At 56.7% G+C, this 23,267-nt stretch carries 20 protein-coding genes; 4 read left to right on the top strand and 16 right to left on the bottom strand.

Features of this window, described 5'->3' with window-relative positions:
- Positions 1–9: 9 nt before the first annotated feature.
- On the bottom strand, positions 10–270 hold the full coding sequence (gene infA, locus ACZ1GM_RS12045; protein ID WP_472676668.1) for a translation initiation factor IF-1: 261 nt from the start codon (positions 268–270) through the stop codon (positions 10–12).
- Between the two features lie 397 nt (positions 271–667).
- Between infA and ACZ1GM_RS12040 the strand changes: the two genes are divergently transcribed.
- Positions 668–3,355 carry a porin family protein gene (locus ACZ1GM_RS12040; RefSeq protein ID WP_472676667.1) on the top strand — a complete coding sequence of 896 codons (2,688 nt, stop codon included), beginning with the start codon at positions 668–670 and terminating at the stop codon, positions 3,353–3,355.
- 13 nt (positions 3,356–3,368) lie between these two features.
- Here the strand turns inward: ACZ1GM_RS12040 and ACZ1GM_RS12035 are convergent, their stop codons facing one another.
- The 7 genes from ACZ1GM_RS12035 to ACZ1GM_RS12005 all read right to left on the bottom strand — a co-directional run bounded on the left by ACZ1GM_RS12035 (position 3,369) and on the right by ACZ1GM_RS12005 (position 10,068).
- On the bottom strand, positions 3,369–4,157 hold the full coding sequence (locus tag ACZ1GM_RS12035; protein WP_472676666.1) for a lipase family alpha/beta hydrolase: 789 nt from the start codon (positions 4,155–4,157) through the stop codon (positions 3,369–3,371).
- 18 nt (positions 4,158–4,175) lie between these two features.
- Positions 4,176–5,285, bottom strand: coding sequence for a WS/DGAT domain-containing protein (locus ACZ1GM_RS12030; RefSeq protein WP_472678565.1), 1,110 nt, complete (start codon positions 5,283–5,285; stop codon positions 4,176–4,178).
- Positions 5,281–5,682, bottom strand: a complete 402-nt coding sequence (locus ACZ1GM_RS12025; protein WP_472678564.1) for a wax ester/triacylglycerol synthase domain-containing protein — start codon at positions 5,680–5,682, stop codon at positions 5,281–5,283. The genes ACZ1GM_RS12030 and ACZ1GM_RS12025 overlap by 5 nt, the downstream gene beginning before the upstream one ends.
- Before the next feature lie 47 nt (positions 5,683–5,729).
- Complete coding sequence (locus ACZ1GM_RS12020) at positions 5,730–5,867, bottom strand: hypothetical protein (RefSeq protein WP_472676665.1); 138 nt, start codon at positions 5,865–5,867, stop codon at positions 5,730–5,732.
- A 94-nt stretch (positions 5,868–5,961) separates the two neighbouring features.
- Positions 5,962–7,161 carry a BaiN/RdsA family NAD(P)/FAD-dependent oxidoreductase gene (locus ACZ1GM_RS12015; RefSeq protein WP_472676664.1) on the bottom strand — a complete coding sequence of 400 codons (1,200 nt, stop codon included), beginning with the start codon at positions 7,159–7,161 and terminating at the stop codon, positions 5,962–5,964.
- A 3-nt stretch (positions 7,162–7,164) separates the two neighbouring features.
- The gene (locus tag ACZ1GM_RS12010) at positions 7,165–8,457 is read right to left on the bottom strand and encodes an APC family permease (protein ID WP_472676663.1); all 1,293 of its coding nucleotides are present in this window, start codon (positions 8,455–8,457) and stop codon (positions 7,165–7,167) included.
- A 141-nt stretch (positions 8,458–8,598) separates the two neighbouring features.
- Positions 8,599–10,068: a peroxidase family protein gene (locus ACZ1GM_RS12005; protein ID WP_472676662.1), complete on the bottom strand. Its 1,470-nt coding sequence runs from the start codon at positions 10,066–10,068 to the stop codon at positions 8,599–8,601.
- Positions 10,069–10,263: 195 nt separating this feature from the next.
- Between ACZ1GM_RS12005 and uvrC the strand changes: the two genes are divergently transcribed.
- Together uvrC and ACZ1GM_RS11995 are read left to right on the top strand one after the other, a co-directional pair.
- Positions 10,264–12,207 carry an excinuclease ABC subunit UvrC gene (uvrC, locus tag ACZ1GM_RS12000; protein WP_472676661.1) on the top strand — a complete coding sequence of 648 codons (1,944 nt, stop codon included), beginning with the start codon at positions 10,264–10,266 and terminating at the stop codon, positions 12,205–12,207.
- Positions 12,208–12,273: 66 nt separating this feature from the next.
- Complete coding sequence (locus ACZ1GM_RS11995; RefSeq protein WP_472676660.1) at positions 12,274–13,962, top strand: AbgT family transporter; 1,689 nt, start codon at positions 12,274–12,276, stop codon at positions 13,960–13,962.
- On the opposite strand, the gene ACZ1GM_RS11990 is transcribed toward ACZ1GM_RS11995, so the two are convergent.
- From ACZ1GM_RS11990 to ACZ1GM_RS11975, 4 genes are all read right to left on the bottom strand, one after another.
- Positions 13,950–14,561 (bottom strand): superoxide dismutase, encoded by a 612-nt coding sequence (locus ACZ1GM_RS11990; protein ID WP_472676659.1) that lies wholly within the window; start codon positions 14,559–14,561, stop codon positions 13,950–13,952. The genes ACZ1GM_RS11995 and ACZ1GM_RS11990 overlap by 13 nt on opposite strands.
- 141 nt (positions 14,562–14,702) lie before the next feature.
- Positions 14,703–15,098, bottom strand: coding sequence for an RlpA-like double-psi beta-barrel domain-containing protein (locus tag ACZ1GM_RS11985; protein WP_472676658.1), 396 nt, complete (start codon positions 15,096–15,098; stop codon positions 14,703–14,705).
- 14 nt (positions 15,099–15,112) lie between these two features.
- Complete coding sequence (locus ACZ1GM_RS11980; RefSeq protein ID WP_472676657.1) at positions 15,113–15,466, bottom strand: hypothetical protein; 354 nt, start codon at positions 15,464–15,466, stop codon at positions 15,113–15,115.
- Positions 15,467–15,544: 78 nt separating this feature from the next.
- A complete protein-coding gene (locus ACZ1GM_RS11975; protein ID WP_472676655.1) occupies positions 15,545–17,038 on the bottom strand; it encodes a carotenoid oxygenase family protein in 1,494 nt (497 codons plus the stop codon).
- Between the two features lie 119 nt (positions 17,039–17,157).
- Here ACZ1GM_RS11975 and ACZ1GM_RS11970 point away from each other — a divergent pair, with 119 nt between their 5' ends.
- The gene (locus ACZ1GM_RS11970; protein WP_472676654.1) at positions 17,158–17,973 is read left to right on the top strand and encodes a universal stress protein; all 816 of its coding nucleotides are present in this window, start codon (positions 17,158–17,160) and stop codon (positions 17,971–17,973) included.
- 21 nt (positions 17,974–17,994) lie between these two features.
- On the opposite strand, the gene ACZ1GM_RS11965 is transcribed toward ACZ1GM_RS11970, so the two are convergent.
- The 4 genes from ACZ1GM_RS11965 to ACZ1GM_RS11950 form a co-directional block, all read right to left on the bottom strand.
- Entirely contained in the window at positions 17,995–18,888 is an 894-nt protein-coding gene (locus tag ACZ1GM_RS11965) for an acyl-CoA thioesterase (protein WP_472676653.1), read from the bottom strand.
- A 42-nt stretch (positions 18,889–18,930) separates the two neighbouring features.
- Complete coding sequence (locus ACZ1GM_RS11960) at positions 18,931–19,809, bottom strand: transcriptional regulator (protein WP_472676652.1); 879 nt, start codon at positions 19,807–19,809, stop codon at positions 18,931–18,933.
- Positions 19,806–20,939: a GNAT family N-acetyltransferase gene (locus ACZ1GM_RS11955; protein WP_472676651.1), complete on the bottom strand. Its 1,134-nt coding sequence runs from the start codon at positions 20,937–20,939 to the stop codon at positions 19,806–19,808. The genes ACZ1GM_RS11960 and ACZ1GM_RS11955 overlap by 4 nt, the downstream gene beginning before the upstream one ends.
- Positions 20,940–21,041: 102 nt before the next feature.
- On the bottom strand, positions 21,042–23,159 hold the full coding sequence (locus ACZ1GM_RS11950) for a sodium-translocating pyrophosphatase (protein WP_472676650.1): 2,118 nt from the start codon (positions 23,157–23,159) through the stop codon (positions 21,042–21,044).
- Positions 23,160–23,267 lie beyond the last annotated feature (108 nt).

Below are 23,267 nucleotides of genomic sequence, written 5' to 3'. Positions count from 1 at the left end.
CCGCGATCGTTACTGAGGGCCAGGGCCCTGACCGGGGCCACCACTGCGACCGGGCATAAAACGATAGGTAATGCGCGCTTTGGTCAGGTCATATGGCGTCAGCTCGCAAAGAACCTCGTCACCGACCAAAACCCGAATACGGTTCTTGCGCATCTTGCCAGCAGTGTGGCCGAGCACTTCATGGCCATTCTCAAGCTCAACCCGGAACATCGCATTCGGCAGCAATTCCACCACCTTGCCGCGCATTTCGAGGAGTTCTTCTTTTGCCATGTAGTCCGTATTTCCACTGTATTGTTTGTCTTGAGGGGCGGCATGTAGCCATCGCCGGGGCAAAAGGGAAGCCTTAGGCAGTTTTCGTCCCATTTCGACCAACCGCCGCTGGAACTCTACCTGCGACAATCCGTTACACTCCCGCACCTTGTGTGGCGCGGTTCTCTGAGCCAGAGCGCATTGTGTGGGAGATATCCAGATGAGGTCTGAACCTAATGCAGTCTTGCCATGCTCTTCCATTGATCGCGCTGGGATCTCGCTAGCGCAGTTTCAGCGCAAGACGGGGCTCCGGAGCGTTCGCCAGAACCATCAAGTCCGCCATCTGGCGAAATCGTGGTGATTGCAGACCGACTGCCCGAACAGTTAGATGTTCCTCAGGCCCCTCTGGTGGAGTTGGATGCGGCAGACATTGCAGGCTTTGGAGTCGGATCGATTCAAGAGCTGGTCGCGCAACTTGAACCAGCGACAGGCTCGACACGCGGTCGAGGCGGTGGTGGACGTACCGGTATTCCTCATCAATGGTATTCGGGTCAGCAGCTTTCGCGAGTTTTTCCGCTATCCGCCAGAAGCGCTCGCCAAGGTCGAGGTGTTGCCGGAGGAGGTGGCGCAGCGATTTGGTTTTCCGCCAGATCGCCGCGTGATCAATTTCATTCTGCAAAAAGACTTCTCCAGTCGCGAGATTGAGCTTGAGTATGAGCAGCCGGATCGAGGCGGCTATGCGCGCACCGAGCAAGAGCTCGGCCTGCTTAAAATTGCCGGTGGCGGACGCCTAAATCTCAATTTTGAACACAATGACACATCGGTGCTGACAGAGGCGGAGCGCAAGATCGTTCAGACCGAAGGCAGCGTATCAGATATTGCTGGAGATCCTGATCCGGCTGAGGCGAGGAGCCTAGTGGCGGATCTGCGCGGTTTTGAGGCATCTGCAAACTGGGCGAAGGCTTTCGTGGAAAGTGGCTCATCGCTCAGCCTTACCGGCAGTTTCGAGCGCGATGAGAGCTTGAGCCTTGCTGGTCTTGATAGCGTTCTGCTCACTGATCCGCTGGGCGAGAGCCTTGTTCGCACATTCAATGGCGACAACCCTCTGGAACGCCGGAGCCGTACGAATGAAGGCGCGTTTGCTCTGGGATATACGCGTCAGCTTGGCAACTTTCAGCTGACCGCGACAGGCAATGCGAGCATCGTCGATGACCGTACGGAAATTGACCGACAGGTCGATACGAATGAGCTCGTTACGCAAGCTGGGGCTGGTGCATTCGCGATTGATGGGGTGATACCAAACTTTGCGGATGCCGACTTTGATGTTGCGAACTCACGTACTCTCAGTGTGAACCAGAAAGCCACCTTACGCGGGCGACCAATACTGCTTCCGGCTGGAGAACTAGGCCTCACCTTTGACCTTGGCTATGACTGGAACCGCATCGAAAGCGATGATACGCGCAGCGCCGCCGATACCCGGCTGACACGGGGCACAATCGAGGGCGGCGTAAACGTCGCTGTGCCTTTGACCAATCGATTTGAAGAATTCCTCGGCGCGCTTGGTGACTTCTCAGCCAACTTTCAGTTTGGCTTCAACAATCTGTCGGACTTCGGCACTCTGTATGATTGGAGCGCCGGCCTTACCTGGAGGCCGTTTGATGACCTGCAGCTCGGCGTGACGTATGTCGATAATGAAGCGGCGCCTTCGCTGGCCTTTCTCGGCAATCCAGAGATCGTTAATTTCAACACGCCGGTATTCGATTTTGCGACCGGTCAAACGGCGCTTGTGTCCGTCACCAGCGGCGGAAACCCTGGTCTGGTCGCGGAAAAACAACGCGACTGGAAACTCACCGCAAACTGGAAATTGCCGGTCGGTGGCAATTGGCGCCTGAATCTCGATTATGTGCGCAATCGATCTGATAATGTGTCAGCCAGCTTCCCGGCATTGACTGATGCAATTGAGGCAGCGTTCCCGGATCGTGTAACGCGTGATCCAAACGGACAGCTGATTGCGCTTGATCGCCGCCCCGTGACGTTTGCTGAGACGCGCGCCAACCGTCTGTCGATAGGGCTCAGCTCTCGCGGCCAATGGGGCAGTGCGAGGCCGCGTGAAGGTGAAGCTCAAGCCTCAGGGGCATCGCAAGCGGGCAGCAACGATGTTGAACGGCCCGCACGGGGCCGACGCGGTCCGTCAGGCGGATTTGACCCGGCGCGAATGGCGGCGATGCGAGAGCGGCTGTGTAGCGCGCCTGAAGGCACGGTTCCTGACCTCAGCGAATTGCCAGAACGCATGCGCCAACGTTTGCAAGGTCCCGATGGCCAAATTGACCCAGACCGACTTGCACAAGCGAAAGAGCGTTTCTGTGGAGAGGGAGGCGTGCAGAGTGGACGGCGATTTGCTGCACTCCGCACCGCGCTGTGCAAGGATCATCCAGACCTCGACCAACTGCCGGAGCCGATGCAGGCGCGGCTGCGCGGCGAGAATGGGGAGATTGATCAAGAGCGGCTGTCGCGTATGAAGCAACGCATATGTAGCGAAGAAGGCAGCTCGACTTCACAAGCCGGTCCGCCGCGTGGCGGGCGTGGCCGCAATCCTGCCGCGATGTTTGGCGCGAGACGTGGCGACGGCCGTGGCCGATATTTCCTATCGATCAATCACTCCATTGAGCTCGACAACACAATTCTGATCGCACCCGGCGTGCCGTTGGTGGACCAGCTGGAGGGCGATTCCACCGCGACTTTTGGCCTACCCAAGCACACAACGACGCTGTCCGCTGGGATTTTTCGAGGCGGTATGGGGATGCGCTTTATCGGTCGCTATCTCGGCTCGACACGCATTAACGGTTCCGATCTTCCTGGCAGCACCGACCTGCTCGTCGATGACCTTGCAACTCTCAATCTGCGCGTGTTTGCTGACCTTGGCCGGGTTCTCGATAAACAGGACGGCTTTCTCCAGGGGTTCCGCGTTAGCCTGCGCGCAGATAACGTCTTCGACGGTCGCCGCATTGTGCGCGATGAAGACGGAGCAATTCCGACGCGATTCCAACCACTATTGGTGGACCCGACCGGGCGTTATCTTGGGATAGATTTGCGAAAGCTGTTCTAACGGCGCTCGCCCGTTAGTGGGTTAGCCGTGATCGCGGGAACATCAGGCTTGCGAGCCCGGCTGCTTTGAATGGCTTCCATTCGCCCTCCGCTTGTGACAGCCTGTCGGCGATCGCGTACATCACGCTGGGGTTAACGCCTAGGCCGCAATGGCTTGCAAGAACCTCGATATTCTCGCTTTGGTCATCTGGGGCCTGCACGGAGCCGCGCCAATGCACCACGCCATCGGTTTTGGTCAGGATTGATGTGTTGGGCACCGGCGGCGCGGTCGCCAGATCCTGAAACCGGCCATTCTTGATCGGCTCTGGCTCTTTGCCATTGAGATACTCAAATAGGCGGCTTGCATTGGTGTGATCGCGATTGTCAGTGATTGGGCTTCCCAGAGAGATTACTTGGCGAACCTTGTCGGGCATCATTTTGGCAAGCTCGCGCGCGAACACGCCGCCGAGACTCCAGCCAACAATCGAGATTTTTCCGCCAGTCCCGTCAAACAAATCCGTGACGCATTGCCGCATGGCTTCGACGCGTGCGTCATCCACACGCACATTCCGTCCGAGATTCCACCCAACCGTGTCATAGCCCAGGTCGGTCAGCAGCTTGCGCATAGGCCGCGTCGATCCGTCCGATGCCATAAAGCCTGGCAGTACTAAAACACCGTGTCCGTCGCCTTTTGGCAGATGGCTCATGAACGGTCGCAATGCATAAAAGCTCGCAAGCTCTCCCATTGCGCGGCCCGGTTCGGCCAGCATCAAAAGTCGGTGCGGTGGGCGCACTTCATGTACGGCTGCCTTGGTTGCTTTCATTGTTTGGACCCTTACTGACTAAGCTTTCTTAGCTATCTCATTTTTCTTTGGTGCCCGCTTCTTTGCAGCGGGTTTTGCGGTTGCTCTTCGTTTTGCAGCGGTGCGTTTTGCGGTCGCTTTCTTGGCTGCCGTTCGTTTGCTTGCGGGTTTGGCGGCTGATGTTTTCTTCGCTGAGGACTTCTTCGCGGTTACCTTTTTCGCCGGAACTTTCTTGGATGAGGCCTTTTTTACCGGAGCCTTCTTTGCGACCGCATTCTTGGTTGTGCTTTTTCGTGCCGATGCTTTCTTCAGACGCGCTGCGGCGTCGCGCAGCTCCTCGAAACTTTCCTCAATGCACTGAACGTAAAATTCCGGGTCGGGCAGCAATTTGCGGCATGCGGTGAAGCTGATCGTGGCTTCGTCGACGTAAGACTGCACCACATGGCCCAGCCCCATACCATCGGTCAGACAGACGAGACCCATCTGGCTTTCAAGACGGGCACCGCTGGAATAGATCGGTACTGGCGGCCCAGGCACATTTGTAACGATGGTTGAGAATGGGGGACGGACGGTGTTCGCGAGGCCTAGACGTGTGTAAAGCTGCGCGCCCAGCGACATGTAGAGGGCAGGGCTGACCTTGCTCGCTTCGGTCATATTGCGCGCGCCAACGGCCTCGGTCATCGCTTTGGAATTCATCGTGCGGCTGTGCACATATTCCAGCCGTTCTGCCGGATTGTCGATATGCGTGCCCAACGGAGCGATCATAGCCGCAACCTGATTGCCCATATCCCCTTTCTCTGATTTCGAGCGCACCGAGATCGGTGCCATCGCGGTCAGGGTCGCTTTGGGCAAATCATCCTTTGACAGCAGATATTTGCGCATTGCCCCGCCGACGATCGTCAGGAACACGTCGTTGACTTTGCAGCCCGGTGAGAGCGCGCGAATTGCCTTGATATCTTTCAATGGAAGGCTGCGTCCTTCCACCACACGGGCGGATGAAATCGGCTTGTTGAAGCGCGTCCGCGGCGGCAGCATTTCGCTCGAAACATCGAACTCTTTCGCCACCAACCCTTTGAGAGCTTTCGCAAGACCGGGCGCAGCTTTCGCCGCAACTTCCATTTGTTTCAGCGGGTTGGTAACTGCGCTAATATAGGAACGGTACGAGCAGTTCGACCGGATTGGGAATTTTCCCCGGCTCCCAACTATCGGGTTTGTCGGGTGGAGGCGCGTCGGGCACCAGCGTGTGCATCGCCTCCAGCAGGTCAACACCGCTCATACCGTCAATCGCCGCATGGTGGACCTTGGTGACCATCGCGTAACTGCCCTTGGCGACGCCATCGATATTGTCGAGGCCCTCAACTACCGTGAATTCCCATGGAGGGCGTTTCAGGTCGAGCGGACGGGAAAAGATGCGCGCGGCCTGAATGCATAGCTGTCGCCAATCGCCCGGCTTGGGCAGCGCGATATGGCGGACATGGTATTCCAGATCGAACTCAGGATCCTCAATCCAATAGGGATAATCGAGATCGAAGGGCACACGGACCAGCCGCTGCCGAATGGTTTTGCTAAGCTGTTTACGGCTATCGAAAAAGTTCAGAATGTCTTTGAAGCGGACAAAGCCGCCATGAGTGCAGTTTCAGGGTTATAGATCAGGATCGACCCGATATGCATCGGTGAATTGCGCGTTTCCAGCGCAACGAAACTGGCATCCATCCCCTGGAGCTGATGCATCCTCTTCTCCTGCTGTCAGCCAGTTCTTACCGGTCTGAACCTCGATGGTTAGCACGATTGTGCGGTGCGTCAAAATTGCCAGTGCGCCGTAGCGTCAGATCGCATCCCCTGCGGCAACGCCGCTTGCCCACGCCCATTGGAAGTTGTAGCCGCCTAGCCAGCCGGTCACGTCCACAGCCTCGCCAACGGCGTAGAGGCCCGGAACATTCTTTGCTTCCATCGTCTTGGAGGATAGTTCATCGGTGGAAATCCCGCCCGCCGTTACTTCGGCCTTTGCGAAACCTTCCGTGCCGTTCGGAAGGAACTCCCAATGGAAAAGGCGTGTTTCGGCTTCGCGCAGCGCTTTGTCAGCGATGTTGGCGAGTTCTCCCGGCAAGCAGAGTTTCGCAGCGAGAATATCGGCAAGACGATCGGGCAGATGACAGCGCAGAGTGCTTTGCATGGTTGCGCGGGGCGCATCCTTCTTCGTATTGACCAACCATTCTGGCGAGAGCTCGGGCACGAAGTTGATCACCACCGGATCTCCGGGCTTCCAATACGATGACGCCTGCAAGATCGCCGGGCCTGACAACCCCCTATGTGTAAACAAGGCGGCCTCCGGAAACGTTGCTCTGTTTGCGGTCGCTTCAACAGGTGAGGAAACACCTGAAATCTCTCGGAACAATACCTCCTCGCCGCCCAGAGTGAGCGGAACAAGGGCCGGGCGTGGCTCAACCACTTTAAGGCCGAATTGACGGGCGAGGTCATAGGCAAAATTGGTTGCACCCATTTTGGGAATTGATGGTCCGCCGGTTGCGATGACTAGGTTGTGAGCGGCATATGTGCCGTTCTGCGTGGTCACGAGGAAGCCGGATTTTGCAGACGACGGGACCGAGACACCCATGCCCTCCACCAATGCGATTTCTTCACCGCATCGGACCTCGACATCGCCCTTTTCGCACTCGCTAAGCAGCATCGCGACGATATGCTTGGCGGAGCCGTCACAGAAAAGCTGGCCGAGCGTCTTCTCGTGCCATGCGATGTCATAGCTTTCTACGAGTTCAAGGAAATCGCGCGGCGTATATCGGGCGAGGGCTGACTTTGCGAAATGCGGGTTGGCTGACAGGAAATTGGTGGGCCCTGCGCCGATATTGGTGAAGTTGCAGCGCCCACCGCCAGAAATCAGGATCTTCTTGCCCGGCTTTTCCGCACGTTCGAGCACAAGCACGCGTTTGCCCCGCTGCCCAGCGCGTGCGGCACACATTAGCCCGGCGGCTCCAGCGCCGAGAATGATCACGTCAAACACGTCGGACATAGACTATTTCGCTGGTTTTTCCTGCGGCTTTTTGCGGCCTGCGATGAAGTAAAGCGCGGTGCCGACCGCAAGGAGGACGCCGAACATGGTCCAGGCCTCTGCACTGGCATGGCTGGAAATCCAAATTGAGGAGGCGAGGGCAAGCAACGCTACGAATGTGTGGAAGACGTTTAGCTCGCCCTCGCGCCGTTCAAGCACAGGCAGCGCCGCCGCGCTAATGATATAGCCCAACAGCCGCGACAAAGTGCTGGCGGCAGCAAGAACGAGGAAACCTCCCCACATCGCAAATAGACATGATGCCGCGCCGTAAAAGAGGATTGCATTTGCGGGCGTAAGGAAACGCGGGTGAACCCGTTCAAACCACGCAGGCAGCATGCCTTGCTGTGCCATTCCATAAGCCATACGTGGCACAACCACGACCCCTGAGAAACTGTTGGCCAGGATTGAAAAACCTGCACCGAGTACGATCATGATCGTACCCCAATTGCTCAATGCGGCTTGTGCGGATGCCGCTAGCGCACTCTCATCAGCAGTAGGTTGCGCGCCAATTGCAAGATATGCCCAGATTATCACTGCATACAGTAGTGTAACCCCGGCAAGCACCGCAACAAGCACACGCGGCAAATCCCGCTTGGGATTGTGCAATTCGCCAGCAACTACGGCAACGCCTTCAAATCCGATAAAGGCGTAAAAAAGCAGCAAAACGACCGTCTCAACCTGACTGAATTCGGGCAGGACAATTTGTGGCGTGTCGTAATTTCCGAAAAGTGCGGCTCCAATGAGGACTGCCAGCGGGATGAGCTTTAGTGCGGTCAGGCCGCCCAGCGAGTTGACTGAGCCGCGCATGGAGAAAAGATTTATGACCGTCAGCAGGGCGATAACTGCGACAGCGACCGCTGTGGCCAGCGTCTGATCCTGCAAAACGGGAAATAGCGCAGCGAAATAGCTGACCATTACATGGGTGTTGGCCGCCATCGCAACCGCGCCCGAGGCATAGCGACCCCAGCCAGCCTGAAAGCCTGCGAAACTGCCGAATGCGGCCTGGCCATACAACACCGGTCCGCCACTATTGTCGAAACGTGTGGCAAGCCAGGCGAAGACAAGCGCCAGCGGCAGGAACAGTACCCCGCCCAAGAGCATCAGGATGGGCGCAAAACTGCCAACGCCTGCAGCTAAAACAGCCGGAAGCGCAAAAATTCCCGAGCCTATCATTCCATTTATCTGGAGCAACGACATGCCAAAAATGCCGACGGTGCGTGGCGGTGTCGCCGATGCCGCTGATGATTGTTCACTCATGCTGCGGATGCGTGCCTATATTCCCGATCAACTGCAAGCGCCTGCACCGATTTGTCGCAGATCAAATGGAAAACCGGCAAGGCCTGTGCGGGGCAGTACACAGACATCACCGGTTTAACCGGTTGCTTTGGAAAGAGATCTTTACGGTTGCGCAACCGTGATCAGCTTGCCCAAAGTGTTCCATTCCTCACGCGGTATCCAATCGCGATTGGCACCGAGATAGGAATGATCGTCCAGTTCAAGCAGGCCAATGATGGTTTCTGCGACAATCGTCGCACCGACCGGACCAAGTGCTTCGCCCTCATTAGTGCTGCCATCAGGTTCAGCGCGGTCGACAACTTGCGCCTCGCCAAGTATGTACAGCCACAGCGGAATACCCTCGCGTGGCAAGTCATCATGCAGCGCAGAGACCGCATCGACCACACGTTTGATCTGCAAATCGTCACAGCCGATTGACGCGGCGACTTTCTCTCCCCCTGGCAGAAGAAACGCGTTACCGCGCCGCAAATTGCGCGTTGCCAGCGATTTGTCCTCTGGCGGACCATTTACAAAAGGCAAGTCGAGCAGCAGTCCGGCCAGCTTAAGGTCCAGTTTCTGCGCGCGTTCCACTTGCCTGGTCTCGTCAGTGAAAAACAGCTCGTGAAAATCGACCACTGCATCGGCATCGGTCAATGGATCAAATCCGCCACCCAATACTTCACCAAATAATGGGTGCTTAGCCCCTCCGGTCTGCGCCTGAACAGACATGGGGATCATTGAGTGACCGAAACGATAGGCCGCCACCGAAAATTCCACAGGTATGAATGGCACATCGCCACAATAATGTTTCCGCCCGCAACCAAGGATTTTCTCGACCACTGGCTTGCCGCACATCGCGGTAAGGAAATCGTTCACAACACCCCATTGATAGTGCCATGTTGTTTGCTCGCGGGCAGCTTCGTAAAGGTCATGTCCGACCAGCACCTCTTGGTCTGGGTCTGCGACGCTATCATCATGAAGCGTTTGTGCCACATGATTATGGAACCGAATGATGGCCAGCTGCATCTGGCTGATTATGCGGTTCTCGTCATTGCGTGGATCTCCAATGATCGCGCGGCCATTTGGGCTGCGCAGCACATCATCATTATTGAGACCTGCCTGACCGGGATTGTCCGCGCCGACGAGCAGCTTTACTCCATTAAACGGCAATGGATTGCCATCTACATCAGTGTCCTGATTGAACAGATATGGCTGCGCCTCTGGCCCAAGTCCGTAAATGCAATCCAGGTCGAGGGTCGGTGTGCGAACGTTGGCGATTTCTCCCGGATTGTCGATCACGCTGTCGAACGTGGTCGAAGCATCCAGCGTGACGTCGTGGTCTACGAATTGACCGAAAAACACCATACCAACCGGGACGGTATCTGTAGGGGCGTTCTTGCTGCCGCCATTCATAGGGCCGGGGTCGCCGCCCTCATCTTCGGCTGCGCCAATCTCTCGCAGGATGCGCGGGTCGGTATAGGCTGGGCTCAGATAATCAAACAGGCGGCCAAAGCGATCATCTCGCTGCGTCTCACCTTCCTCTCCATAGGCGCTGCGGGTGCAATAGGGCCGCATGCCTTCAAGGGGTTTCATTCCATGATGTTCTTGATTTGACATGATCGTGTCCTCTTTATGGTTTATGGACGCAACCCGATCTTGTCTTTTGAGGCCTAAGTCATACCACTCGCAGCCCATGTTGGGCGAACGCGTTAACCTGATTTCAGCCCGTCCCCAGCACGTTTCGCGGTTCTTTTTGATCAAAGCGCGAACAGGCACTATCTGATCGTCATGGCAGGCACGAAAGCTGGAACTCCGCATGATCCGCGCGGCAAGGAACGCTTCAATGAAGAACGTGCTGCCTATACTGTCGCGAGCGCGCAACCTGATCTAGAGGCCGGGGTGACGGCAATCCGCGAGACGGTGAAAACGCTCAAGCCACAGCCCGGCGTATACCGAATGCTCGATACGCGCGGCGATGTTCTCTATGTCGGCAAGGCGCGAAGCCTGAAGGCGCGGGTCGCGAATTACACGCAAATTGCCCAGCTCTCCAACCGGCTCAAGCGCATGGTCAGCCAGACCCGGCGGATGGAGATCGTCACCACCTCCTCCGAGGCAGAGGCGCTGTTGCTAGAGGCGCAGCTGATAAAGCGCTACCGCCCCCCTTTCAACGTGCTGCTGCGCGATGACAAAAGCTTCCCATTCATCCTGTTGCGGGCGGACCATGAATTCCCCCGCATCATGAAGCATCGCGGGGCGCGGCGAGCAAAGGGCAATTACTATGGCCCGTTCGCCAGCGCAGGTAGCGTCAATACGACGATCAATGCGCTTCAAAAGCTGTTCCTGTTAAGGAGCTGCACCGACAGTTTCTTCAACAATCGCGACCGGCCTTGTCTGTTGTACCAGATCAAGCGCTGCTCTGCGCCCTGCGTTGGGCGGATCGATGCTGACGGGTATGACGAGCTGGTCAAAGAAGCGAAGGATTTTCTCTCGGGCAAATCGGGCGCAGTTCAGGCCAAGATAGAAAAGCAGATGGCGCAAGCGGCAGAGGATCTCGATTTTGAGACAGCTGCGATCCTGCGTGACCGGCTGCGTGCGGCGACCTTTATTCAGGGCAGTCAGGCGATCAATGCGAGCGGCGTGGGCGATGCAGATGTGTTCGCCATTGCCAGCAAGAATGGTCAAATGGGTATTCAGGCGTTCTTTATCCGCGGTGGGCAGAACTGGGGCCACCGCGCGTTCTTCCCAACGCAGACAAAGGATGTAGAAGAAGGTCAGGTGCTCGCCAACGTGATCCTGCAATTTTACGAAGAAGTACCGCCACCACCGATGATTCTGGTGGATCGCCCACTGCCTGAAGACGAACTGATTGAGGCGGCTCTGTCAGAAGTGGCGGAGAAGAAAGTCTCGCTGTCCATCCCTCAGCGTGGTGACCGACGCAAGCTGATGGAACAGGCGCGTCGCAATGCCGTCGATGCCCTTGATCGCCGCCTGGCTGAGAGCGGCACAAAGGCGAAACTCAATCGTGAACTGGCTGAGTTCCTGGAATTGGATGAACCGCCACAGCGGATCGAGGTGTATGACAACAGCCATATTCAGGGTGCGAAGGCTGTGGGCGCGATGATTGTCGCATCGCCGGAAGGTTTCGAAAAATCCCAATATCGCAAATTCAACATCAAGTCTGCGCAGACCAATGACGATTTCGGGATGATGCGTGAGGTGATGGAGCGGCGTTTTACCCGTGCGATGAAGGACGATCCGGATCGTGAGAAGTCGGGCGCGTGGCCTGATCTTGTGCTCATCGACGGTGGCAAGGGCCAAATGAGTACCGTGCGCAACACGCTGGAGGAACTGGGCATTGAGGACGTGCCGCTGATTGCGATTGCGAAGGGGCCGCATCACGGGCGGGAAGGGCGCGAGGTCTTTCATTTCCCCGATGGCCGCGAGAAGATGTTGCCTGTGAACTCACCTTTGCTGTTCCACCTGCAAAGACTACGCGATGAGGTCCACCGCTATGTCATTGGCGCGCACAGGGCGAAGCGGTCAAAGGCTATCACGGCCTCTCCCTTGGATGAAATTCCCGGCATTGGTCCGGCCCGCAAGCGTGCGCTTCTGCTCCATTTTGGAACGGCGAGCAAAGTTCGCGCAGCGTCGCTGGAGGATCTGCAGCGGGCGCCGGGCGTAAGCGACAAAGTCGCTCAGCAGATTTATGATTTCTACCACGCTAGTGGGTGACAGAACCGGCTCTGGTTCATAATCCTTGCAATAAAACCAATTCCGAAATCAGACGGAGACGAATTTATGGCCGATAGCCAGCGGGCGGCGACCATCCCAGACCAACCAAAACGCAACGCCCTCACGCGCTTTCTTGATGGGGTCGAATGGCTGGGGAACCTGCTGCCACACCCGGTTACGCTTTTTGCGTTGCTCGCCCTTGGTATTGTGCTGCTGTCCGGCCTGCTTGGTTGGCTCGGCGTCGCGGTCGAGGACCCGCGCCCTGCCGGTTCGAGAGGTGTGGCTGAGGAAGGAATGATCCGCGCGGTCAGCCTGCTGGATGGCGACGGTATCAGGCGCATCTTTACCGGGCTGGTGGACAACTTCACCGGCTTTGCGCCGTTGGGTGTCGTATTGGTCGCAATGCTTGGCGTCGGCGTGGCGGAGAAATCGGGTTTGCTGTCGGCCGCCGTTCGCGCGATGGTGCTGGGCGCACCAAAGCATCTCGTGACAGTCGCCATCGTTTTTGCCGGGATCATTTCCAATACTGCATCGGAAGTTGGTTACGTCGTCCTAATCCCGCTAGCGGGAGCGATATTCTATGCGTTGGGGCGTCACCCTCTGGCAGGGATGGCCGCCGCCTTTGCGGGCGTTTCTGGCGGATACAGCGCGAACCTACTGATTGGAACGATTGACCCTCTGTTGGCGGGCATCACTCAAGAGGCCGCGCAGCTGATCGCACCGGATTATACAGTGGTGGCAACCGCCAATTGGTACTTCATGGTCGCATCGACCTTCCTGATCACGTTGCTTGGCTCGCTGGTGACGATCTACATCGTCGAGCCAAAGCTGGGCACATATGATGCCTCCGGTGCCGATCCGACCATTTTGGATGACCGCATGATGGACGCCGTAACGGATGAAGAGCGCAAAGGACTGCGTTGGGCGGGGTTGGCGTTGCTCGGCGTTCTGGCTCTCATGGCTCTTACGCTGATTCCCGACTGGGGGGTGTTCCGTAACCCAGAGACAGGCGACCGGATCGACAGCCCATTCTTTGATGGGTTTGTGGTGTGGATTCTGATATTTTTCGTGGCTGTGGGATATGCCTATGGCCGCGCGGTCGGCACGATGAAAACGGACCGTGATGTGATTAACGCCATGGCGGCAGCACTTGGATCGCTCGGCCTCTATATCGTGCTGGTATTCTTCGCTGCGCAATTTGTGGCGTTTTTCGGCTGGACCAACCTAGGTGCGATAACGGCGGTGACGGGGGCTAACTTCCTTGTCGAAACCGGCATGACCGGTCCCGTTGTCTTTTTCATGTTCATCATGCTCTGCGCGCTGATCAATCTCTCGCTCGGTTCAGCGTCCGCACAATGGGCCGTAACCGCGCCGATCTTTGTACCGATGCTGATGCTGATCGGCTACTCGCCTGAAGTCATTCAGGCGGCCTATCGGATCGGTGACAGCACAACCAACATCATCACACCAATGATGAGCTATTTTGGGCTGATCCTCGCATGGGCGACGCGCTATAACCGCAATCTGGGCGTTGGGACCATGATTGCGATGATGCTGCCTTATTCGATGGTCTTCATCGTGTTCTGGTCGGTGTTCTTCTACCTCTGGACGTTCATTCTGGGACTTCCCGTAGGGCCAGGCTCCCCACATACTTCACCATATCAGGGTGACGGTGCGGACATGAAAAGCCCCGGCACGCGCAATGCGAACCGGGGCTTCGCCTTGATTAGAAAATCAATAGATCAGGCCGGATAAACCCATGTCTCACCGCGTGCGAGGTTCTCGCTGGCGAATGACCAGTTGAGCTTTCCGTTGACTACTGCGTCGAGATAGGATGGGCGCGCATTTTGGTGGTCGAGATAATACGCGTGCTCCCAGACGTCGATTGTCAGAAGCGGATTGAAATCGCTGTCCGCCAAAGTGTCACCATCATGCGTTTCCTCAATGCTCAGCTTACCGTCTTTTTCAGCGAGCCAGACCCAACCGCTTGCAAAGTGGCCTGCGCCGCGTGCCTTGAGCTGTGACTTCAGTTCCTCAACCGACCCGAAAGCCTCTTCGATCATTGCTTTTAGCTCGTCAGAAGGATTTGTCTCTTCTGCTGCCATAGAATGCCAATAAAACGCGTGGTTCCATGTCTGTGCCGCATTATTAAACAGGCCCTGATTGCTGCCGCGCGCAGCTGCAACAATGGCTTCAAGCGACTTGTCTGCGTGATCTGTGCCATCAATCGCATCGTTCATTTTGGTGACATAGGCGTTGTGGTGCTTGCCATGGTGGAATGACAGTGTGTTCGCGGAAATCGCGGGCTCCAGCGCAGTGTCAGGATAGGGGAGGTCAATCAGTGCAAATGGCATGGTCACGTCTCTCTTTTAGTGAAATTTTCAAAGTTCACTAATCGCAACGCCCGAGTGATGTAAAGGTTGCAACTCACACCGAATTTTTAAGTCAATGACCGAGATCGACGGCTCGGCTAAGCTACCGCTGGCCCCGGTCCATCAGTAGCCGCGAATATTGGTCGCCGCAGGCCCTATAGTTGGCGGGTTCATTGACGGGTTGTAGTTAGCACGCGGTGCACGTGGCGAGAACCCAGCAGCAAAACCGTCGGCCATTTTTGAGACTGACCATATGCGGTCAATCGTCTGCTGATCGGCGCCTGCGCCAACCGCCAGGGCCGTCGCAACACCGGACAATGTCCCGGTGCGAATGCGGTCAATGTTCATAAACGCAATCTCGCGTTGCTGTCGCTGATACTCCGCCCAGCGAAGTTCTGGCGTATTAGCCGGCCCTGCAAAGGTTTGCGCAGGAAGATCAGCAATTACCTCGCCATTGGCATTGATCGGCTGTCCGTTCGCGTTGGTTCCAATTGCATTATAGCGATCAGTATAGGCCAAATTGAACGGCGCATTCAGTGCGATGTCTTGCGCGGTACCGTTACAAAGGGTGATGCTCGGAATGGCTCTATCGCGGCCTGGAATTGTCCGGCCTGGCGCGGGGAAAGTTGATCCATAACAGCCGTTTCTAGATCGCTCGCGCTGAATCCACTTGTCAGCCCGATACCATCGTACGTGCCTGATGAGATACCTTGCATGGCCAAGTCGACGCTGGCCGCGAGTCGATCAACCTCCAGCCCTGCGGGACCCGTAGAGGCTTCAACCAGATTGTTGGCCATTTCATTTGCGGTTATGCCGCCAGACACGCCGCTCGAGTTGCCTCCGGCGCCGGTGATCCCTGTGTTGCTGCCGCCTTCGATACTCGCCACGCCTTGCTCTCCTTGATGTCAGCTATGCGCGTACCGGATTCCTCCATCCAGATGCATCTGCAAAACGTATAGGCTTGGTCAGGCGTTCAGTGCACCGCAGCGAAACGCAGCGTCAGACCTCAGCTGCGAGTGTTCGACCCAAGTTGAATGAACCCCGCTGCTGATTTTGTGTGGCAGCCGAGCGCGGCAAATCAGGCCTTTCGTCACGTCGCTGGCATCCAGAATGGCCAACTCTGATCCGCCTGTGTTTTCGTCAATCAAGAACGTGACCAAATAACCATCGTCCTCTGAGGTGGCGCCCTTTCGAGGAACCATTGGGCTCTCACTGGCATAGATGCCATCGGGTAGCTCGAATACCTGTTCGTTGCCGGTTTCGGTGTCGTGCTTCACATAGCCATTGAACAGGAACCAACCTGGCTTGGTCGTGGTCGACCACAGATAGCGGCTCTTCCGCATCAGATAATCCGGGTTGATCATCCCAAATTCAACGACCTTGTCCGACAGCCGCTCTTCGCGGGTTTCACCAGTCGCCATATTAAACCGCCAGCGATGCAGGCGTGGCAGGAATGAGTGCTCATCCACATAAGCCATCATGTGGCTATACTCACCCATTTCCTCAATCGGATCAGGCATGGGCTTGTCCTGAAAATACCCTTCCAGCACGACTTCTTCGCCATCCTCATAGGCGTTGGTCCAGTGCAAGACGTATGTCGGTTCGGCTTTAAACCAGCGTATGTCCTCTGGCTGGCCATAGCGTGGGATCAGGGCAAAACGCGTCGGCACGCCGTCATGTAAACGGGCGGCGTGAACGTCGCGTTTCAGCAATTGCTCGTCCCAATACAGCGGCATATCATTCAGGATCGACCAGTTCTTGGTGATCGCCATGTCATGCGGCAGACGAGGGCCGGGCAGCGGGATTGGCACGTAGTGGGCGCGCTTACCGCTGCGATCAATCACGCCGTAATGCATGTAAGGTGCATGGACGCCGTAATTGAAGAACATCATCTCGCCGGTTTCTTCATCCACTTTGGGATGAGCGGAAACGCCATCTATAGGCGCCCATGATGCTTTGCCGAGGTTCTCCAGCGTGAGGGGATCAATCATCCACGCCTCGCCGCATTGATAGAATGTCGCATAGGCCGTGCCTGCATGTACGATAATATCCGTGCTGCCCGTGTCTTTCAGGCCGCCATGCGCGCCATAGCCGGGCCGCTTGCTGGTGCCGGGCGGATCCATCAGTCCGCCCCAAAGCGAGCCTCCAGCGATCTGCTCTGCATCGAAACACTGCGTGCGGACATACCGATTGCGATAGCTCGCTTTGCCGCCCGAGATATTGACCTGATGAATCATCGCATCGCCATCAAATGGATGATGACGACCGAGCGGTTGATGCACGGGGTTTTCGGTGTTGCGCAGATAGATCCCGTCAATATCGGCAGGGATCTCGCCCTCAATCATTTCCAGCTCGTCGACCGTCACTTCCTCATGGCAAGGGGTCCATGGGCCGGAGAGATAGGGGTGATTACTGGGTTCCAGCGTGTGGATCAGCGGCTTTTCGCGGGTGATTTGCATTGACGATCTCTCCTGCGCCGAGCCTAGCGCGCCGCGCTGCATTCGCAAGGCCGGGAATTGATCCTGATCAATGCAGCTCTCTCGGCGATAAGCGATAGATGGGGCGAAGGAGAGCAGCAATGAAATCGATTCTTTTGCATATCAACAACGATCCTGGCCTTGAGGCGAGAATTCAGATCGCCTTGGACCTTGCCCGCGCTCACGATGGCCACATCACGTGCCTGCAGGCGGTCAGTTACGAAGTCTACGCTCCCGGCGATTTCTATGGCTCAGTGATGGCCGCTGCGATGCCGAAAATTAAGAAGGCAGCTGAAAAACTGCAGGAGAAAATCAAAGCTGATCTAGCTAATGAGGATGTGTCTTGGGAATGGCAATTTCACTATGGAATGGCTGAATTTCACCTCCTCGAACAATCCGCCCTGCATGACGTGATTGTAGTGGGGGCACACGGTATTGGCGAGGCCGAGGGACGGCCGTCTCGCATGATTGGGGACTTGCTGATCCGCGCTAACGTCCCGGTGGTGGTGGTGCCTGACACGACGAGCTCGCTCGACACAAGCGCACCCGTCATGGTGGCTTGGAACGGGTCGCAAGAAGCATGTCTGGCGCTGCGGCAAGCGGTGCCACTTATGCTCACTGCCAAAGAGGTGACCCTGGCTTATGTCGATGAAGCGAAAAAGGAGGATCGCTCCGATTTCCCTCCAACTGATGGAGCCGAGTACCTTAGCCGCTATGGCATCAAGGCGGAGCTAGTCGAGCTGCCGAAGGGAGGCGGAGCGGTCGCTGATCTCATTTTCTCAGCAGCTGAGAAGCGCAAATGTGGTCTGGTCGTCATGGGTGCCTACGGGCATTCACGTTTGTCGGAGATGATCCTGGGCGGAGTGACTCGCAAGGCGCTGTCCGATCCCAAGCTGCCGGTATTTCTAGCGCATTGACCGACTTTGCAAATGAAGCCTTCAGCCCCGATCCCGTCGTCGGATCATACCCTCTTGCGCGATGCTCGCGACAAGTTCACCCGCACGATTGAATATGCGCCCGCGGTTAAAGCCCCGGCCAGATCCGGACCAGGGGCTGTCTGTGGCATAGAGCAACCACTCATCCGCGCGTGCTTCACGGTGAAACCAGATCGCGTGATCCAGGCTAGCGCCGACCAGTTCGCCGCGCATCCATGACAGGCCATGGGGCAGGGCGCTTGTGCCAAGGAGTGTGAAGTCGCTGGCATAGGCGATCACAGCGCGATGCATGGCCGGATCATCTGGCAAAGGTGCTACCGCTCGAAACCAGCTATGCGCGTTCGGTTCCCGCGGCTGATCATTCATCCAATGCAGCTTGTCGCTCGTACGCATATCAATCGGGCGCGGGCGCAGCATAATCTCGCGGGCGGTATCGGTGATACCCGCTTTGTCTGCATATTCACGGCGGATGTCCATATCAGGCTTTAGTCTTTCGGGCGGCGGCACGTCGGGCATTACGGCATCTACGTGTTCCAAACCGTCCTCTTGACGTTGAAAACTGGCAGTCAGATTGAGAATCGGCTTGTCTTTTTGGCTCACCACGACGCGGCGATTTGCAAAGCTGCGTCCGGTAAAATCGCGCGCAGTTTCATATTTCAGATCAACACCTTCTTCGCCGCCGCGCAAAAAGTATGCATGGAGACTATGCGCGGCGAACTCATCCGGCGCGGTTGCCTGGGCGCATTGCAAAGCCTGTGCAATCACCTGCCCGCCAAAGACGCGGCCCATTCCGCCGGGCTGTTGTGCGCCAGTAAACTCGTCTTCGCCATCGCGGCGCACGGTCAGCAATTGCACAAGTCCAGCGACCAGCTTTTCGGGATCGGGTGTTTCGTTCATGGCGCTTGCATTGCGACGCGGACGACGTGCCGTCAACGCGGATCAGCCGGATAGCCCCAGACGCCGCAATACGCGCATCGCATAGGCCTTGCCCATGTTGCTCGACGGCCAGCGGCCGGGCGCAGCGGGCTTCATGCCAAACTCGCGCAGCCTTTTGTTGAGAGCGCGGGCATCCGCCTCAGCAAAGCTCCAATCGCTGCGCCAGGTAATCGAGAGCGAAATCGAGCTTTCCGGTCCATTGCGCACAAAATGGGGCGCCATGACGGGCACGAAAACAGCCTCTCCCGGGCCGAGAGCAAACTCACTTCCGCCAGCTGCCAGATCATCATTCCAAGTGAGTTCCCGTGCGCCGCCGGTGTGGTAGGCCTCATGCACGCTGTCAGGCGCATAGCGTGGATCGCCAGCGGGAAACTGCGTCATCACCTTACCGCCAACGAGTTGCAGCAGAATATTATGCTCCGGATCGAAATGATAGGGCGTGACGGCATTCGGACTTGAAATGAAAACAAAGCCTTGCGGTCGCAGCATCGCGCCCGTCTTTGCTTCGATCTCGCTGCGAACTTCGTTCAGCAGTCCAGCGAGCAGAGCTTCGTAAGCAGGTACTTGCTCAATATTTTTCAGCACTGCCCAGCTATTGGCGCTGGCGATGTGCAGGATCGTTTCCTCAATCGACATTCCGCTGCTATCAGGTTTGCCGTCAACACCGATTGGCAAGTCACCGCGATTATATTCGATGCTGCCCTCGGGCAGCGCACTGGCCAAACTCGCCAAGGCTGGCAGGGTCAGTAGATCATGACTGGCAAGACCATGTGGCAGGACATGCGGCGTTTCAGGATAGCTCTCAGCAAACTTTGCCCGCGCCTCTGAAGAAAACACCTTCTCAGAGCTGTCTGGAGTTAGCGTGTGATCATGCGCCGTCATGGTCTTGCCTTCATTCTGCGTGCTTCAATAGCAGTCAGCGCGCGCGCCGCCAATCTGCGAACTCCGCGCCCGACCGGAATTGACACACTTACGATTTCCCGACGATCAAACCATATCCGGTCAATCATTGGGTGATCCGGCGCCGCACAGCTATCGCACCATTCGATTTCAGGGTTGTTAAGCAGCTCAAGGTTTTCGACCTGCAAGAGCATGCCGGGGGAAAGAGAGTGCAGACTTTCATCAAAGCAGGTTTTGAAGCTGAAGGCACCGGGCGCAGTATGAAACTGAGCAAGCATTGCTGCAGGCCTGCGATCCAATTGAAAGGCCAGTCTCTCCAGCTTGCCCGCTTCGGCTGCGCCTTTCACCACGTCGTGAAAGAAACTGGCTGTCTGGACTGTGCTGGCTAAAGCTGAATTCTCATCCCCCTTCCAACTTTGCTTCTCAAGGTCGAGGAAGGCGTCGATCCAATCTGATAAGTTCGTATCATCACTATACCGCTGAAAAGCGAAATCGCCGCTTTCTTCTAAGCGTCTGCGTTTTCGGCCCAGCTCTTTTCTACGCTTTTTAGAGAAGGCCCGTTCAAGATGTTCTTGCGGATTGCGACCTGATCGGAGCATCGCCCGCTGAGATTGCGCGACAATACGGGGCGAGGCGGTCTCGAGTAATGCGGTAAGGAGCGGCCCGCCGCGCAGGTACATCGCGCAGATGAAGGAATAGCTCTCTATCAGCTTGCGCGTCGGCCCATTTGACCAGCGCTGTCCAAAACGCCTGTTCGAAACCAGCGGCAACCAGGGAGTCCCACAAAACATATTGTCGTGCTGCCAGTTCGCGAAGTGTCGAAGCGGTAGACTGTAATAATCTTTGGAGGATATGATCGGCATCAATCCGACAAGGCGATGGCCGTAGTAAGTCAGAACGAGCTGCGCGTTACCCTCTGGATCAAAGTGCTTAAGTGATGGAACGAGAAACCACTTCTCCAAAAAGGGGTTCGGCTCGCTCGCTTCCATAGCGAGTGCTTGCCAGTTTGGCGCGATGGCTGCCATGTCGAGATCACGCGCGGCCAACACAACAAGGCGCAGCTCCGCCTCGTGATCCCCGGCATTGCCGTGCATGTGTGATTTGCGCCCCATATCGCCCACGGCAGGGTGTTTAGCAGCAATATCTTAAGGGCAAAGAAAAACCCCGCCGAACCGAAGTCCAGCGGGGCAATTCCGATCAACGACGGGTCGCGCTTAGTGCGTACCCGCAAGCGCGGCAAGCAGCAGCAGAGCCACAATGTTTGTGATCTTGATCATCGGGTTGACGGCGGGGCCAGCGGTATCCTTGTAGGGATCGCCGACGGTATCGCCGGTGACAGCAGCCTTGTGAGCCTCTGAGCCTTTGCCGCCGTGATTGCCATCCTCGATATACTTCTTCGCATTGTCCCATGCGCCGCCACCGGCGGTCATGGAAAGCGCGACGAACAGACCGCCAACGATCACACCGAGCAACAATGCGCCCAGTGCTGCAAAGGCTTCGTTTTGACCGGCAATCAGGTAGATTACGAAGTAAGTCGCGATCGGTGCCAGAACGGGAAGCAGCGAAGGCACGATCATTTCCTTGATCGCAGCTTTCGTCACGAGATCAACCGTCCGGGCATAATCAGGACGGCTGGTGCCATCCATAATGCCTTTGTCTTTGGCGAACTGATCACGCACATCGACAACCACGTCGCCAGCGGCACGACCAACTGCGGTCATGCCCATCGCTCCGAAGAGATATGGCAGCAAAGCCCCGAGAAGCAGCCCGACGATCACGTACGGATTTTCAAGGCTGAAATCGACCTCCGCAGTTGGGAAGTACGCCCGCAAGTCAGCGGTGTACGCCGCGAACAGCACGAGCGCCGCCAGACCAGCTGAACCGATCGCATACCCCTTGGTCACAGCTTTTGTGGTGTTACCGACGGCATCGAGCAAGTCGGTCTTTTCCCGAACGCTTTCGTCCAGACCGGCCATTTCGGCAATACCACCGGCATTGTCGGTGACCGGGCCATAAGCGTCGAGCGCCACAACCATTCCGGCAAGCGCCAGCATCGCTGTCGCACCGAAGGCAAGGCCGAGCAGACCAGCAAGCTGGTACGCGCCGATGATGGCAGCGATGATGACAATGGTTGGCAGTGCCGTCGATTCAAGGCTGATCGCCAGACCCTGGATCACGTTGGTGCCGTGGCCCGTTTCCGAAGCCTTGGCGATTGATTTTACCGGGCGGAAGTTTGTGCCGGTATAATATTCTGTGATCCAGATGATAACGCCGGTCAGTACGAGGCCAATCAGCGAGCAATAGAACAGGTCACGGCCGGTAAATTCTACCTTGCCCAGCCCCGGATTGAGCACTGTGTTCATGTCCGTACCAACGGTACCCAGTGCGTAAGAGGTTGCAAACCAGATCAGCGGCACCGCAAGTACGGCGGTGACGATGAAACCCTTATACATCGCACCCATGACATTCGTCCCATTGCCGAGACGGACAAAGTAGGTGCCGATAATCGACGTTACGATACATGCGCCGCCGATCAAAAGCGGCAAAGCCATCAGCGGAAGCAGCAGATCGCCGATGCTGGTGAGCAGCAAGGCCATGAGGACCATTGTTGCACCCACAGTTACCACATAGGTTTCGAACAAGTCTGCGGCCATGCCAGCACAGTCACCGACGTTGTCACCCACGTTGTCGGCGATAGTCGCTGGGTTGCGCGGATCGTCTTCTGGAATGCCTGCCTCAACCTTGCCCACAAGGTCAGCGCCGACGTCTGCAGCTTTTGTAAAGATGCCGCCGCCAAGACGCGCAAAGATCGAGATTAGCGATGCGCCAAAGGCGAGGCCGACCAGCCCGTCTATAACGGTGCGGCTATCCGGCGCGAGGGCCATCGGGCCGACGAGGACATAGAAGAAAACCGCAATCGCAAGCAATGCAAGGCCAGCCACCAGCATGCCAGTGATCGCGCCAGCGCGGAATGCGATGGTCAATCCCTGCTGCAAACCTGTGCTCGCTGCTTGGGCTGTGCGCACGTTAGAGCGCACAGAGATGTTCATCCCGATATAGCCTGCAACACCGGACAGCACCGCGCCAATGACGAAGCCGATTGCCGGAACTGCACCAAGGAAAACCCCGACAAGGATCGCGACAACTACGCCAACGATGCCAATGGTGGTGTATTGACGATTGAGATAAGCTTGCGCACCTTCTTGAATGGCGCCAGCAATCTCTTGCATTTTCGCGTTTCCGGCATCTGCGCCGAGAACCTGTCGACTGGTCACAAAGCCATAAATGATGGCCAGCACGCCCAGTGCGATTGAAATGAGAACTAAGTTCACAAAAAACTCCCCTCTAATACATAAAAAGCGCTCTCGCTTTTGCGGATGCGCTTGATTGCGAAGGTATATCGTCCATTAACGTGCTGGCAAGGGGAATGTCAGTCGTGT

This window comes from Qipengyuania sp. JB2-7, assembly GCF_055693485.1.
The sequence above is the reverse complement of the archived record's forward strand: the minus strand, read 5'-3'. Positions and strand labels throughout refer to the sequence as shown.

What these genes read in the sequence shown, in the direction of transcription:
- ACZ1GM_RS11970 (WP_472676654.1), top strand. Translation starts at nt 17,158, where the DNA reads ATGAAATCGATTCTTTTGCATATCAACAACGATCCTGGCCTTGAGGCG.
- uvrC (WP_472676661.1), top strand. Translation starts at nt 10,264, where the DNA reads ATGGCAGGCACGAAAGCTGGAACTCCGCATGATCCGCGCGGCAAGGAA.
- ACZ1GM_RS11960 (WP_472676652.1), bottom strand. Translation starts at nt 19,809, where the DNA reads ATGACGGCGCATGATCACACGCTAACTCCAGACAGCTCTGAGAAGGTG.
- ACZ1GM_RS12040 (WP_472676667.1), top strand. Translation starts at nt 668, where the DNA reads ATGCGGCAGACATTGCAGGCTTTGGAGTCGGATCGATTCAAGAGCTGG.
- ACZ1GM_RS11975 (WP_472676655.1), bottom strand. Translation starts at nt 17,038, where the DNA reads ATGCAAATCACCCGCGAAAAGCCGCTGATCCACACGCTGGAACCCAGT.
- ACZ1GM_RS11965 (WP_472676653.1), bottom strand. Translation starts at nt 18,888, where the DNA reads ATGAACGAAACACCCGATCCCGAAAAGCTGGTCGCTGGACTTGTGCAA.
- ACZ1GM_RS12015 (WP_472676664.1), bottom strand. Translation starts at nt 7,161, where the DNA reads ATGTCCGACGTGTTTGACGTGATCATTCTCGGCGCTGGAGCCGCCGGG.
- ACZ1GM_RS12005 (WP_472676662.1), bottom strand. Translation starts at nt 10,068, where the DNA reads ATGAAACCCCTTGAAGGCATGCGGCCCTATTGCACCCGCAGCGCCTAT.
- ACZ1GM_RS11990 (WP_472676659.1), bottom strand. Translation starts at nt 14,561, where the DNA reads ATGCCATTTGCACTGATTGACCTCCCCTATCCTGACACTGCGCTGGAG.
- infA (WP_472676668.1), bottom strand. Translation starts at nt 270, where the DNA reads ATGGCAAAAGAAGAACTCCTCGAAATGCGCGGCAAGGTGGTGGAATTG.
- ACZ1GM_RS12020 (WP_472676665.1), bottom strand. Translation starts at nt 5,867, where the DNA reads ATGCATCAGCTCCAGGGGATGGATGCCAGTTTCGTTGCGCTGGAAACG.
- ACZ1GM_RS11995 (WP_472676660.1), top strand. Translation starts at nt 12,274, where the DNA reads ATGGCCGATAGCCAGCGGGCGGCGACCATCCCAGACCAACCAAAACGC.
- ACZ1GM_RS12010 (WP_472676663.1), bottom strand. Translation starts at nt 8,457, where the DNA reads ATGAGTGAACAATCATCAGCGGCATCGGCGACACCGCCACGCACCGTC.
- ACZ1GM_RS12035 (WP_472676666.1), bottom strand. Translation starts at nt 4,157, where the DNA reads ATGAAAGCAACCAAGGCAGCCGTACATGAAGTGCGCCCACCGCACCGA.
- ACZ1GM_RS11955 (WP_472676651.1), bottom strand. Translation starts at nt 20,939, where the DNA reads ATGGGGCGCAAATCACACATGCACGGCAATGCCGGGGATCACGAGGCG.